At 64.7% G+C, this 13,675-nt stretch carries 13 protein-coding genes; 10 read left to right on the top strand and 3 right to left on the bottom strand.

What is annotated here, in order from left to right; translation table 11 throughout:
* The 8 genes from AC2FNS_RS09930 to AC2FNS_RS09965 all read left to right on the top strand — a co-directional run.
* Window positions 1-383, top strand: a 383-nt coding sequence (locus tag AC2FNS_RS09930; protein ID WP_496803827.1) for a substrate-binding domain-containing protein, incomplete at its 5' end; no start/stop codon positions are given.
* Window positions 380-1,369: a nuclear transport factor 2 family protein gene (locus AC2FNS_RS09935; protein WP_496711555.1), complete on the top strand. Its 990-nt coding sequence runs from the start codon at window positions 380-382 to the stop codon at window positions 1,367-1,369. The genes AC2FNS_RS09930 and AC2FNS_RS09935, both read left to right, overlap by 4 nt.
* Window positions 1,370-1,524: 155 nt before the next feature.
* Window positions 1,525-2,487 carry a cupin domain-containing protein gene (locus tag AC2FNS_RS09940; RefSeq protein WP_496711554.1) on the top strand — a complete coding sequence of 321 codons (963 nt, stop codon included), beginning with the start codon at window positions 1,525-1,527 and terminating at the stop codon, window positions 2,485-2,487.
* Between the two features lie 16 nt (window positions 2,488-2,503).
* On the top strand, window positions 2,504-3,628 hold the full coding sequence (locus tag AC2FNS_RS09945) for a cobalamin-independent methionine synthase II family protein (protein WP_496711553.1): 1,125 nt from the start codon (window positions 2,504-2,506) through the stop codon (window positions 3,626-3,628).
* Entirely contained in the window at window positions 3,625-4,317 is a 693-nt protein-coding gene (locus AC2FNS_RS09950) for an alpha/beta fold hydrolase (protein ID WP_496711552.1), read from the top strand. The genes AC2FNS_RS09945 and AC2FNS_RS09950 overlap by 4 nt, the downstream gene beginning before the upstream one ends.
* Entirely contained in the window at window positions 4,317-5,012 is a 696-nt protein-coding gene (locus AC2FNS_RS09955; RefSeq protein WP_496711551.1) for an RraA family protein, read from the top strand. Before AC2FNS_RS09950 ends, AC2FNS_RS09955 begins: the two co-directional genes overlap by 1 nt.
* Before the next feature lie 210 nt (window positions 5,013-5,222).
* Window positions 5,223-6,596 (top strand): bifunctional enoyl-CoA hydratase/phosphate acetyltransferase, encoded by a 1,374-nt coding sequence (locus AC2FNS_RS09960; protein WP_496711550.1) that lies wholly within the window; start codon window positions 5,223-5,225, stop codon window positions 6,594-6,596.
* Window positions 6,593-7,813: an acetate/propionate family kinase gene (locus AC2FNS_RS09965; RefSeq protein ID WP_496711549.1), complete on the top strand. Its 1,221-nt coding sequence runs from the start codon at window positions 6,593-6,595 to the stop codon at window positions 7,811-7,813. Before AC2FNS_RS09960 ends, AC2FNS_RS09965 begins: the two co-directional genes overlap by 4 nt.
* 230 nt (window positions 7,814-8,043) lie before the next feature.
* Here the strand turns inward: AC2FNS_RS09965 and gph are convergent, their stop codons facing one another.
* The gene (gene gph / locus AC2FNS_RS09970; RefSeq protein WP_496803828.1) at window positions 8,044-8,703 is read right to left on the bottom strand and encodes a phosphoglycolate phosphatase; all 660 of its coding nucleotides are present in this window, start codon (window positions 8,701-8,703) and stop codon (window positions 8,044-8,046) included.
* A 210-nt stretch (window positions 8,704-8,913) separates the two neighbouring features.
* On the opposite strand from gph, the gene hemP reads away from it, so the two are divergent.
* Window positions 8,914-9,081: a hemin uptake protein HemP gene (gene hemP, locus AC2FNS_RS09975; RefSeq protein ID WP_005978533.1), complete on the top strand. Its 168-nt coding sequence runs from the start codon at window positions 8,914-8,916 to the stop codon at window positions 9,079-9,081.
* Window positions 9,078-9,554 carry a hypothetical protein gene (locus AC2FNS_RS09980; RefSeq protein WP_496711547.1) on the top strand — a complete coding sequence of 159 codons (477 nt, stop codon included), beginning with the start codon at window positions 9,078-9,080 and terminating at the stop codon, window positions 9,552-9,554. Before hemP ends, AC2FNS_RS09980 begins: the two co-directional genes overlap by 4 nt.
* 42 nt (window positions 9,555-9,596) lie before the next feature.
* On the opposite strand, the gene AC2FNS_RS09985 is transcribed toward AC2FNS_RS09980, so the two are convergent.
* Both AC2FNS_RS09985 and AC2FNS_RS09990 read right to left on the bottom strand, forming a co-directional pair.
* Complete coding sequence (locus AC2FNS_RS09985; RefSeq protein WP_496803829.1) at window positions 9,597-12,662, bottom strand: aminotransferase class III-fold pyridoxal phosphate-dependent enzyme; 3,066 nt, start codon at window positions 12,660-12,662, stop codon at window positions 9,597-9,599.
* Window positions 12,663-12,765: 103 nt separating this feature from the next.
* Entirely contained in the window at window positions 12,766-13,638 is an 873-nt protein-coding gene (locus tag AC2FNS_RS09990; protein ID WP_496711545.1) for an NAD(P)-dependent oxidoreductase, read from the bottom strand.
* Window positions 13,639-13,675 lie beyond the last annotated feature (37 nt).

The raw sequence follows: 13,675 nt of genomic DNA on the forward strand, positions 1-13,675 counted from the left end.
ACACCGAAAACGCCCGGCAAGCCGCCCGCCGCATGTTCGACGTGGCGCCCGAGGCGCGCCCGGATGCCGTGTTCGTGGCCAATGACCACATGGCGCTGGCGGTGATGGACGTAATCCGGTTCGAACTGGGCCTGCGCATCCCCGAGGATGTCTCGGTCATCGGCTACGACGATGTGCCGCCCGCTGGCTGGCCGGCCTACAACCTGACCACGATCCGTCAGCGCGCCAACCTGATGGTGGCCGAAACGGTGACCGCTTTGCTTGATCACATTGAAAACCCAAAGGACGCCGCCCCCCGCAAGGTTGCCATCGACGGACCTCTCGTCGTGCGGACCTCGGCGCGGCTGCCCAAGGGGTGGACCCCCAAAAGGACTGACTCATGAAAGGCTTCGATCCCAAGTTCAAGGATTTCCCTGACTATATCATCGGCATCACCAAGGAGATCTGGGAAGACCGCGGCATCGCCACGCTGCACGACTATTACAGCCCCGACATCGTGGTGCGGTCGCCCGCCTCAGTGGTGCTGGGCAACCAGAACGTCATCGGCGCTACGATGGCGACCCTGGCCGAGTTTCCAGACCGGCAGCTGCTGGGCGAGGACGTTATCTGGTCGGGCACGCCCGAGGACGGCATGCTGAGCTCGCACCGGATCATCTCGACCGCCACGCATCTGGGCGACGGGGTCTATGGCAAGGCCACGGGGACCAAGCTGCGCTATCGGATTCTGGCCGACTGCCACGCGATCGACAACCAGATCAACGATGAATGGCTGATCCGCGATCAGGGCGCGATCGTGCGCCAGATGGGTTGGGACCCCAAGGAATACGCTGCCGACCTCATCGCGCGCGAAGGCGGGCCGCAGAACTGCGTCAAACCCCTGTCGCCCGACACCGACCAGCCAGGCCCTTACACGGGCAGTGGCAACGACAACGAATGGGGCCAGCGCTATGCCGACATCCTGACCCGGATCATGGGCGCCGACATGGGCGTGATCGGGGCCGAATACGACCGCGCGGTGCAGTCCGAATATGTCGGCGGCCTGACGGGGCACGGCTGGGATGCGGTGGACCGGTTCTGGATGGGGCTGCGCGCCAGTTTCCCCAATGCGGAGTTCCGCATCGAGCACCAGATCGGCCGCGACGATCCCAACATGCCGCCCCGTGCCGCGATCCGCTGGAGCCTGTGGGGCAAGCATGACGGCTGGGGAGTTTTCGGCGCGCCGACCGGGGCGCAGGTCTATGTGCTGGGCATCAGCCATGCCGAATTTGGCGCGTTGATTTCCGGCCAGCCCAAGCTGCGCCGCGAATACACGCTGTTCGATGAAACCGCCGTGTGGAAGCAGATCCTGCTGCAGACGGGCGAGCCCTGATGCTCAGACCGTGGCCATACCGGCTGAACCACAGCCAGGCTGCGCGGCGGTTCCATGCCCATCGCGCCTCGCTGCGGGCGCGGCGTCTGAACCTGCGGCCACCGGGTTGAACGGGGTCTCTTCCCATCGTTCAACCCAATCACAGGAGCCCAAAAATGACTCAGCTTGAAACCCGTATCGTCCGCTATGGCGAACTAAAGCCCTGCAAAACCGCCTTCATCGACGCCCACACGCCCGGCTCGGATCAGAAGGAGAATTTCACCATAATCGGCGGCGGCGTCTCGGAAAGCCCCGATCAGCATGTCCACATCCGCGACACGCCCGGCTTCAACATCGGCGCCGCGGGCCAGCCGCCCAAATGCCGCAACTCGCTGCACAGCCATACCACCGCCGAGGTGTTCTTTGTCCTCAAGGGGCGGTGGCGCTTCTTCTGGGGCCGCTGGGGCGACGCCGGTGAGGTCGTGCTGGAGGAAGGCGACATCTTCAACATTCCCACCGGTATCTTCCGCGGCTTTGAAAATATCGGCACAGATTACGGGATGATCATGGCCATCCTGGGGGGCGACGATGCCGGCGGCGGCGTAACCTGGGCGCCGCAGGTCATTCAGGACGCCTCGGCCCACGGTCTGGTGCTGGGCGAAAACGGGGTGCTGTACGACACCAAGAAGGGCGAGAGCCTGCCCGATGGCGTCGACCCCATGCCGCTGTTGACCGAAGAGGAGCTGAAGGCCTTCCCCGAGGTTCCGGTGCAGAACGTGGTGCGCGACTATGTGGCCCGCTACTGGGACCTGATGGCGTTGGCCGCCAAGGCACCGGCCAGGGTGATCGGCCCCGACGCCCTGCTGAAGGACCGCCCCGGTTTCGAGGTCGAATTCCTGACCCGTGGTTCGTTGGGGGCAGAGAGGGTCACGCCCGAGAAGCACACCGTACTTATGCCAGTGCGCGGCCACTGGCTGCTGCGTACCGACGAGGCCGAGGCGATCCTGAATCCCGGCGACACCTGCCTGCTGAACCCGGGCGAGGCCTATACGCTTGAGCCGTCGATGACCGGCGAGGCCAGCCTGTATCGCGTCGTGGCCACCGATGATCCGGCCGGCGCAACCTGGACCGGCCAGTAACGAAAGGAGAGCCCGCATGACACGGATACTGACAACCCATGTGGGCTCGTTGCCCCGCACGCAGGAGGTGGTGGATTTCATCTTCGCCCGCGAACGGGGCGAACCCTATGATGCCGCCGCCTTCGATGCCTGCATGACCCGGGCCGTTTCCGAAACGGTGCGCAAGCAGGTCGAGGCGGGGGTAGATATCGTCAGCGACGGCGAGACCTCCAAGATCTCGTACGCGACCTATGTCAAGGATCGCTACACCGGCTTTTCCGGGGACAGCCCGCGCAACGCGCCCGCCGACCTGAAGATGTTCCCCAGCTTTCTGCAACGGCTGGCGGATGAGGGCGGCACCCCGCAATACGCCCGTCCGCAATGCACGGGCGAGGTGCGGTCCAAGGGGCAGGATGAGCTGAACAAGGACATCGCCAACCTGAAATCGGCCATGGCGCAGCACGGGGTCGAGCGTGGGTTCATGAACGCAGCCTCGCCGGGCGTGATCTCGCTGTTCCTGCAGAACGCGCATTACCCCACGCGCGAGGCATATCTCGCCGCGCTGGCCGATGCGATGAAGGACGAATACGAAACCATCGTGGCCGCCGGGCTAGATCTGCAGCTCGATTGCCCCGACCTGGCCCTGTCGCGCCACATGCTGTTCACCGACCTGTCGGATGATGAGTTCGTCAAGGTCGCCAACCTGCATGTCGAAGCGCTAAACCACGCCCTGCAGAACGTACCACAGGACCGCGTGCGCGTGCATATCTGCTGGGGCAACTACGAAGGCCCGCATTGCTGCGACATCGCCATGGACAAGGTGTTCTCGACGCTGATGGCGACCAGGTCACGCTATGTCCTGTTCGAAACCTCGAACCCGCGCCACGCCCATGAATGGACCGTGTTCCGTGACCGCAGGGCCGAGATCCCCGACGACAAGATCCTGGTGCCGGGGGTCGTGGACACCACCACCAATTTTGTCGAACACCCCGAACTGGTCGCGCAGCGGATCCGCCGCTTCACCGAGATCGTGGGCGCCGACCGCGTGATCGCCGGCAGCGATTGCGGGTTCGGCACCTTCGCCGGGTTCGGGGCCGTCGATCCGCAGATCGCCTATGCCAAACTGGCCGCCCTGGCCGAGGGGGCGGCGCTGGTCAAATGACCCCGCTGGTTTTGCTGCCCGGCATGATGTGCGACGCGCGCCTGTTCGCCCCACAGATCGCGGCGCTGTCGGGCACAACCCCGCTGATCAGCGTGCCGCTGACGGGCCATGACAGTGTTGAGGCGCTGGCCGCCGATGTGCTGGCCTGCGCCCCCGGCCGGTTTGCGCTGGCCGGCCTGTCCATGGGCGGCATCGTCGCGATGGAGGTCCTGCGTCAGGCGCCGGACCGGGTCGCGCGGTTGGCGCTGCTCGACACCAACCCGCTGGCCGAACGGCCCGAAGTCAAGGCCCGTCGCATCCCCCAGATGGCGGCGGTCGAACGGGGCGAGCTGTGGCGCGTGATGCGCGACGAGATGAAACCGAACTATTTGGCCGATGGCCCGCGTCAGGGCGCGATTCTCGATCTGTGCATGGCAATGGCCATGGATCTTGGCCCGGGCGTCTTTCTGCGCCAGTCCCGCGCCCTGATGGATCGCCCGGATCAGACCGAGACGCTGCGGTCTTTCGCAGGACCCTCGCTGGTTCTGTGCGGGCGGCAGGACGGGTTATGCCCGGTCGAGCGGCACGAGCTGATGCACGGTCTGCTGCCCAACGGCAGGCTGTCGGTGATCGAGGGCGCGGGGCATCTGCCGACGCTCGAGCAACCCGACGAAACAACGGCGGCCCTGCGCCGCTGGCTGGAGGAATGATGACACCGTCCCTTTTGACCCTGCTGCGCCAGGTCGACACCCCCACCGTCTGCAACGCGATCGAGTTCGCACAGGGCAAGCGCGGCTTTGACGGGTTCACGCGCGGCACCATGGTGTGTTCGGCCCCGACCGAGCCGCCGGTCGTGGGCTTTGCCCGCACCGCAAAAATCGCCGCGGTGCATCCGCCGACCGAGGCGCCCGAGGTCATCCGACAGCGCCGGATGGCCTATTATGAGTACATGGCAGCGGCCCCGTCGCCTTCGGTCGCGGTGATCGAAGACCTCGACTTTCCCGATTGCATCGGCGCCTATTGGGGCGAAATCAACACCACGGTCCACAAAGGGTTCGGCCTGTCAGGAGCGTTGACCAACGGCGTTATGCGCGATCTGGGTGACTTGCCGGCGGGCTTTCCAGTGATTGCGGGATCGATTGGCCCCAGCCATGGCTTTGTCCACGTCCGCGAGATCGACACGCCGGTTTCCATTTTCGGCCTGACGGTCCGGCCCGGCGATTTGGTGCATGCGGATCGTCACGGCGCGGTGGTCGTGCCCGCCGAAGTCATCGACCGGCTGGAGGACGCCATCGGGCGCTTGATTCAAACCGAACGCATCGTTCTGGATGCAGCCTGCCAACCGGGCTTCGATTTCGAAGCCTTTCAGCAGGCGTGGGCCGCGTTCGAAAAGTCGCGGGTCTGAAACCAACCGCCCGCGGCGGACCATGGCCCGCCGGGTTCTGCCGATACTCTGACGGTTTGCCGGAAGACGACGCGCGTCGGGCGGTGTAGATCGGGAAAGGTTGGACTTTTCCACCGCATTCCCTCAGGGTCCGGTCGGAAACACCGCGGGCGCCGTTGACGGCGGCTTACACCGCATTTCACACCGGACCGGCGCAGCAGAGAGCATCAGATGCGATACGACACCAAGCCCTATGACCAGATCCAGGTCGGAGAGACCGCCGAACTCGAACGCGTGTGCAGCGATGACGATCTGTTGGCTTTTGCCGCGGCCTGCGGCGATCACGGCGCGTTGCATTCCGCCTTGCCCGAAAGCGGCAAGCTGGTTGCGTCTCCGGCCTTTGTCGGCGGGCTGGTTTCGGCGGTCGTGGGCAATCTTTTGCCCGGCTTGGGTGCGGTTCAGAAATCCTGCACCTTCGACCTGGCGACGCCCGCCGCCGCAGGAGACGCGTTGCTGGCCCGAGCGACCGTGGCCGAAAAGCGCCCGAACCGCGAGGTGCTGCTGGAGGCCGCCGTGACCCGTCCGAGCGATGGCGCCTTGATCCTGTCAGGCCAGGTCGTGGCGGTCGCGCCGGACCGCCCCGTGCCGGTCGACGGGATCGAAACGCCAGGAGTTGTCGTTCTGCGTCACCGTCACTTCGATGCGTTGGTGCAGAAATCCCGGCCGCTCGACCCCATTCCGACGGCGGTTGCCGCCCCCGAGGACGCCAATTCGTTGGGCGGGGCCATGCTGGCGGCGCGCGAAACGATCATCCATCCCATTCTGGTCGGCGACCCGGCCAAGATCCGTGCGGCCGCGCAAGAGCTTGGCGTCACGCTGAACGGCGTCGAGATCGTCGAGGCCGCCTCGCATGCCCATGCGGCCAGCCTGGCTGTTGACCTAGTGGCGGATGGCCGCGCCCGGGCGCTGATGAAAGGTCATCTTCATACCGACGATCTGTTGCGGGCGGCCCTTCGGCGCGAGCGCGGCCTGCGGGCTGGACGGCGCTTCACGCATGTCTTCGTCATGGATGTGCCGGGCCAGCCGCACCCGATCCTGATCACCGATGCGGCGATCAACATCGCGCCGGATCTGGAGACCAAAGTGGACATCACCCAGAACGCAATCGACCTTGCCAGGTCGCTGGGCTTCGCCACGCCCAAGGTGGCCGTGCTTTCGGCGGTCGAGACGGTGAATCCTGCGATTCCGTCCTCGGTCGACGCGGCGCTGCTGTCGAAGATGGCGGACCGCGGGCAGATCACGGGTGGTCTGGTCGAGGGGCCGTTGGCCATGGACAACGCCGTCAGCCTGGACGCGGCCCGCACCAAGGGCATCATGTCGCCGGTGGCCGGGCAGGCCGAGATCCTGGTCGTGCCCAATCTGGATGCGGGGAACATGCTGGCCAAGCAACTGGCCTATGTCGCCAACGGAAAGGCTGCCGGGGTCGTTTTGGGTGCCCGGGTGCCGATCATTCTCAACAGCAGGTCCGACGACGACAAGGCCCGTTTGGCATCGTGCGCCATCGCCGCCCTGCATGCGGCCCGGACCAGAGGCGTTGTCACATGAGCCATGTGGTCACCCTGAACGCCGGCTCGTCTTCGCTGAAATTCAGCCTGTTCACGCTGCACAAGGATGACCCGGTGGCGATCTGCACCGGCGCGGTCGAGCGCATCGGTAGCCCCGAGCCGACCATTGCAGCTAAGACATCGGATGGCCGGGTCCTCGGAGGCGACGAGGTCGGGCCCATCGCGGATCACATGGCGGCGATGAACCGGGTTCTGGATCTGTTGACCCAATGGTTTCCAAAGGCCGAAATCGTGGCCGTCGGGCATCGTGTCGTCCATGGCGGACCAAAGCATGATCGCCCAATTCAGCTGACACCAGACAGCCTGCGCGCGCTGGAAGATCTGGCGCCCTTCGCGCCGCTGCATCAACCCTACAACCTGCAAGGGGTGCGCGCCGCGATCGAGCGTTTTCCCCAGGCAGTTCAGGTCGCCTGTTTCGACACGGCTTTTCACCGCCACCATCCGTGGGTGAACGATACCTTTGCACTGCCGACCGAATATTACGACATGGGCGTGCGGCGCTATGGGTTCCACGGGCTCAGCTATGAATACATCGCGGACCATCTGGCCAAGACCGCGCCTCTTTTGCATGGGGGGCGGGTGATCGTGGCCCATCTGGGCAATGGCGCGTCGATGTGCGGCTTGATCCATGGGCGTTCGGTGGGGTCCAGCATGGGCTTTACGGCTCTGGACGGCCTGCCCATGGGGACCCGCTGCGGTCAGCTTGACCCGGGCGTCGTGCTGTATCTGATGCAGCAGAAAGGCATGACTGCGGACGAAATCACCGAGTTGCTGTATTGCAAGTCGGGTCTGCTTGGCCTGTCCGGCCTGTCCAACGACATGCGCACGCTCGAGCAGGCGGATACCGGGGCCGCGCGCCGCGCCATCAGCTATTTCAACTTTCGCGCCCGGCGCGAGATGGGCGCCCTGGCCGCAGTTCTGGGCGGGCTGGATGCGGTGGTGTTCACCGGCGGGATCGGCGAAAATTCGGCGCTGGTCCGTGAACGCATCTGCGTCAACATGGGCTGGCTGGGAATCGAACTGGACCATGACGCCAATACCGAGCATGCGCGGATAATCTCGACGCCCTTGTCGCGGGTTCAGGTCATGGTGATTCCCACCAACGAAGAATTGGTGATCGCCCGTGCGGCCGCGCGGTTCGTCTATCCTCACATGTACGAGGCACTTTTAGATAAAGCAGCGGCCGGGACAGTCTGAATCGACGCGTCAAACGCAATCAAAACGCCTGGGATCGTCAAAAAAATGCTGGGACTACGGGAAACCCCCAATTTCGGCGGGGCTGCGCCCGGGCTAGTTTCTGATTAACCAAGGTTGAACTTGGCCTACCACTTTCCCCGCGAGGGGCTGGCTACCTACCCCCTCGGCCGGCCCCTCGAAATTCTTGACGATCGCGATCTGATTGTGCCCCAGGGTTGGGCTTGTTCGGACTACGCCGTGAATTGCGACTGGATCAGTTGGGGCAGGTCGAGAAATTCGTCAAACGTGGAATGATGCGGGATCCGAGCGACTGGCGATTTCCGGTAGCCGCGGGAAAACAGCAGAAACGGCACGTTTGCCCTCTGCGCGGTTTCCGCATCAACCTCGCTGTCGCCGACGAATATTCTGACCGGATGCTGGCCCAAAGCGTCGAATGCGGCGTTCAGATGATCGGGGTCGGGCTTGCGCACGGGCAAGCTGTCACCGCCGATCACCGCGTCGAAGTAGGGCTCCAGATTCAGCGCCTGCAGAATGTGTCGTGCCGGTGCCTCGGGCTTGTTGGTGCACAGACCCAAGGACATGCCCGCCTGCCGTAGGGCTTCCAACGCCTCTTGCACCCCTGGATAGGAACGCGTCCGTGAGCTGGACGCGTTTGTATAGTGGCGCAGGGTCGCCTGGGTCAGTTTACCGTGCCTGTTCATGCCCATGTCGCAATGGACCATCACCCGCTCTACCAGCTTGGGCAGGCCATTGCCGACGAATCCTCGGATCGTTTCTTCGGGCAGGGGCGCAAGGCCCTGATCGGCCAGCATCCGGTTTGCCGCCGCCGCGATGTCGGCCAGGCTGTCCACCAGCGTGCCGTCCAGATCAAACACGATTGCCGCCGTCATCCTTGTCCCTTCCGTCGGTCATCCGCCCCGGCCTAGCGGGCCTGCCGATGGGGCGCAACGGTTCGGTTGAAAAAACCGGCTCTTGACATACCTTAGTATTTTTATCAGATTAAGAGCGTAAACGCATAGCCAACCCGGCGCCGGGCCAGCCAAATCCATGAAAACCGAACGGAAAAGGCGCTTTGCCTGAACACAACCGGAGATGACCCGATGAACGCGCAGAACCCGAATCCGACCCAAGCCTATGCCGTTTCGATGCTGCCGGCCCACAAGGCCGAGGATCTGACCCAGGGCGGCAACCTGGCCCATATCGAGCTGGGCGACCAACTTTACACCCTGCGCATCACCCGCGCGGGCAAATTGATCTTGACGAAATGAGCGGCGCATCCACCCGGGGCGGCGCCCCGGTCGGGCGGCTGGCGGATCCGACTCCGATCGAGGCTGGCGCCGTCATGTATCTGCGGATGTGGAGTGACGGTGCCGCCGGCCGTGCCGACGCGGCGCATGATTTCGACGTCGCGCTGGGCGCCGATCATGGGCAGCTGGCTATGCTGGCGCTGGATCGTCTGTGCAGCCTGTGCGCCCATCACGGCCGCCGCCCCCTGATCCGGCACGAGTTGGGTTGCGCCTGTCTAGGCGCGGACGAAAGCTGTTTCGCGCAGATGATCGCCGCGGCCTCGGAAGGGGCGCGCGAGGATGCGATGATGCTGGCGGCCTTGATCGTACGCCCCGATTTCGCACCCGCGCTGGCGTCGCTGTCCGAACAGTTCGGGCTGGCTCTGCGGCGTATGACTGCGGACTTCCCGCTACCGTCCACCGGCCATCAGATCCCCTCGGCCGTGCTGCATTGACAGCGCGGTCAACTGCCTGGCCGAATCCGGCCGGGGCGTATCTTAGCAGCAGCCGCACCCTTCATGGTGATGGGTGTGGTTACAAACCGGGGCAGGGGCATAGTCGCCCACCTTGGCCAACACAGACCGCAGCGCCCACAGGATCATGTCCACATCCTCGGCCTCGATGGTCAGAGGCGGGCGGATCTTCAGAATGTTGTCCTTCGGCCCCTCGCTGCCGATCAGGATGCGGTGGTCCCGCATGCGGTTCTTGACGTATCGGCAGATCTCGGTGCCTTCCGAGCCGTCGGGGTTGATCAGTTCGACCCCAAGAAACAGGCCCATGCCCCGCACGTCGCCTACGCAAGCGAACTCGGCCTCGATCGCGCGCAGACCATCCATCAGCCGTGCGCCCATCACGCGGGCATTCTCCTGGAGGCCCTCGTCATCGACGATGTCCAGCACCTCTTTGCCGATCCGGCAGGACAGGGTCGAGCCGCCGAAGGTCGAGAAGAACTCGATCCCGTTGTCGAAACTGTCGGCGATCTCGCGCGTGGTGGCCAGCACGCCCAGAGGGTGGCCGTTGCCGATGGGCTTGCCCAGAACCACGATGTCGGGCGACGCCCCCTGATGCTCGAAGCCGAAGTAGTACTCGCCCAACCGGCCTAGGCCTGTCTGCACCTCGTCGGCGATGCATACGCCGCCGGCGGTGCGGATTTTTTCGTAAACCGCCGGAAGATAGCCCTTGGGCGGGATGATCTGCCCCCCAACCGAGGGGAAGGTCTCGGCGATGAACCCGGCCACCCCGTGCCCCTTGCGCTGAAGGGCGGCAATCGCGTCGTCCACAAGGTCGGCATATTTGCGCGCGCGGTCGGGGTCGTCGCGTTTGAACCGGCCGCGATAATCGTCGGCCACCTCGACCAGTTCGACCCAATCGGCCTGACCCACGCCGCCGGGCTTGTTGAACTTGTAGGCCGAAATGGCCACCGCCGCATTGGTGTTGCCGTGATAGCCGTGATCGGGCGTCACCATACCTTTGGCCCCGCTATGCGCCCGGGCAAGGCGCAGGGCCAGCTCGTTGGCCTCGGTGCCCGAGTTGACGAAGAAGCACACCTGCAGGTGATCGGGCAGCTTCGACAGCAGCTTGTCGGCAAATTCCACCTGCGCGGGGTGCAGATAGCGGGTGTTCGAATTCATCCGCTTCAACTGATCCACCGCGACGGCCTGAATGCGCGGATGCGCGTGTCCCACATGCGGCACGTTGTTGTAGGCATCCAGATAGGGCCGCCCCCATTCGTCGAACAGGTGATGTTTCCACCCACGCACCAGCATCACCGGGTCGTCATAGGTCAGGCTCAGGTTGCCGCCGAAATGCGCCCGCCGTTTGTTCAGGATCTCGGCCTTGTCGGTCGGGCGATAGAAGACCTTCTCGTCCGGCAGGTTCAGCAGGGCCGCCGGGTTCGGGCAGACCGCATGCCACAGGTCCAGCTCGTCCGGGTCAGCGACACCGGGCCAGTCGGCCTGCATGCCGGCCGTGGTCAGGGCCAGCTGGAAATGCACATGCGGCGCCCAGCCGCCGTTCTGGCCAGCATCGCCCAGCCGGGCGAACGCCGCCCCCTGCGCCACCGGATCGCCGGGTTTCAAACGGTCACAGACCTCGGGATCCAGATGTCCATATAGCGTATAGAACGCGTCACCCTCGGGGGTTTCGTGATGCAGGATCACCACGCCGCCATAGTCCAGATGGTTCGCCCGGTTCTCGACCGCCTCGACCCGACCGCTCAGCGGCGCCAGCAAAGGCGTCCCCGCGGGAGCAAACACATCCACCGCCAGATGTACCGTTCGCCGGTCCGACGCCTTCCACGGACCCTTGCGGAACGTCGGCTCGGCATAGATCAGGCGCGGTTCGTTGTAATAGCCCAGCCACAACCCATCGCCGAATTCCGCGCCCACCCGCGCGGCCTCGTCCAGCGGCATGTGAAACGGGTTCTGCGGCCAGGTTGAGTTTTCGACCGACAGCGAACCCATCGGAACGTTCGACAGATCCTGTCCCAACAGCTGCGCAAACTGACCACGATGTTCGGACAGGTACGCGTGAATGCGCTTGGCCCCGTCGGTGACGGGCAGCCCGCAGGCCGCGCGCAGCCGCGCCGGCATCAGCTCGCCATTGACCGAACCATCCTCGAGGAACCGCCAGGCCGGTGCCTGGCTGATGGTCACATACGGGTCGTCCGGGTTTTCAGCGGCCATCAGCGTGGAATTGACGACCGACACGGCCAGCCGCATCCGCAGCAGAGGCCAGATCAGGTCCACTTCCTGCGGGCGCAGTCGGTTTGCGGCGTGATAGCCCCGCACCAGCGCGGCCAGTGCCCGTTCGGGGTGCGGGTGATCCAGCACCACATACGCCCCGGCGATCGCCAGTTCGCACACCCGCGGCGCGGCGCACATGTCGCCCAGATCGATCACGCCCGAAACCTGCCGGCGCTCCGACAGCTCTCCTTCGACCAAGATGTTGTAGTCATTCACGTCATTGTGGAGGGCTTGCCGGGGCAGCGTCGCCAGCATGTTTGAGACGGCATCGAACTGTGTACAAATCTCGCGCAGAAGGGCTGCACGATCCGGGTCGGAAACCGCATCTAATTTGTCAGCGATCCAGCCAGCCTGGGTCAGGTCCCATTTGAAATCCGGCCGCTCCAGGCCGGGATGCGAAAACCGCTCCAGCGCCCGATCGGTCGCCCCCAATACCCGGCCCAGTTTCAGGATCAGGTCCTCGGTTTTCGGCGCCGCCTTGGCATAGCACCGGCCCGGCAGCCGCTCCAACAGCCACGCCAGCCGAGGCCGTCCCGCGTCGTCGTCGATCTGCGGTAGCAAACCACCGTCCAGACCGGGGATCACCTTGGGAAACGGTAGCCCGGGGGCCTCGGCCACGATATGCTCCAACGCCGTGATCTGCAGATCCACCAGCTGCGGGTCGCACCCGGCCCGCATGACCTTCAGAACATAGTCCTGCCCATTGGTGGCCTGAACTAGGAAATTCAGGTCATACTCGCCATCCAGCCGCGAGAGCCGGGCGTCCAGCCCCCAGACCCGCCGCAGCGCGACCGCCCAAAAAGCACTGACATCATTCATTCGAAATTCCGCCCCGCGCTCGCCGGAGCCCTTTTCATCTGGCCAATAATATCGTCGGGGGGAATCGCGCCTTGGCGCGATGGGGGGCAGACAGCCCCCCGCGTTACCCCATGGCCCGCAGGCGCTTGATCAACGACGAGGTGTCCCAGCGGCTACCGCCCATCTTCTGCACATCCTTGTAGAACTGATCGACCAGCGCAGTCACCGGCAGCGATGCCCCGGTCTCGTCCGCCGTGTCCAGGCAGATGCCAAGGTCCTTGCGCATCCAGTCCACCGCAAAGCCGTGGTCGAAATGGTCGTCCAGCATGGTCTCGTATCGGTTCGACATCTGCCAGCTTCCGGCGGCACCCTGGCTGATCACCTCAACCACCGCGCGCCCGTCCAGCCCGGCCTTCTCGGCGAAATGCAGCGCTTCGCTCAGGCCCTGCACCAGCCCTGCGATGGCGATCTGGTTGCACATCTTGGTCATCTGGCCCGCGCCGCTGTCCCCGATGCGGCGGCAGATCTTCGCATAGACCTGCATCACCGGCTCGGCCCGGTCATAGGCTGCCTGATCGCCGCCGCACATGATCGACAGAACCCCATTTTCGGCCCCGGCCTGGCCGCCCGAGATCGGCGCATCGACAAAGGAGATACCGCGCGCCTTGGCCGCGGCGTACAGCTCGCGTGTGACCTTGGCCGAAACGGTGGTGTGGTCAATGAAAACTGAGCCTTCCGCCATGCCTTCGAACGCGCCGACCTCGCCGGTGCAGACCATGCGCAGATCGTCGTCGTTGCCGACGCAGGCCATCACGAACTCGGCTCCTTCGGCGGCATCGCGCGGCGTGGTCGCCATCTGGCCACCATGCTGCGACACCCATTGCTCCGCCTTGGCCGCGGTGCGGTTGTAGACGGTCACTTCATACCCGGCCGCCTGCAGATGCCCGGCCATCGGATAGCCCATGACGCCAAGGCCAAGGAATGCAACTTTTGCCATTTTCGAGATCCTCCCTGTGACCGGTCCGGGGCAGAAA

Source organism: Ruegeria sp. BHSA191 (genome assembly GCF_059613325.1).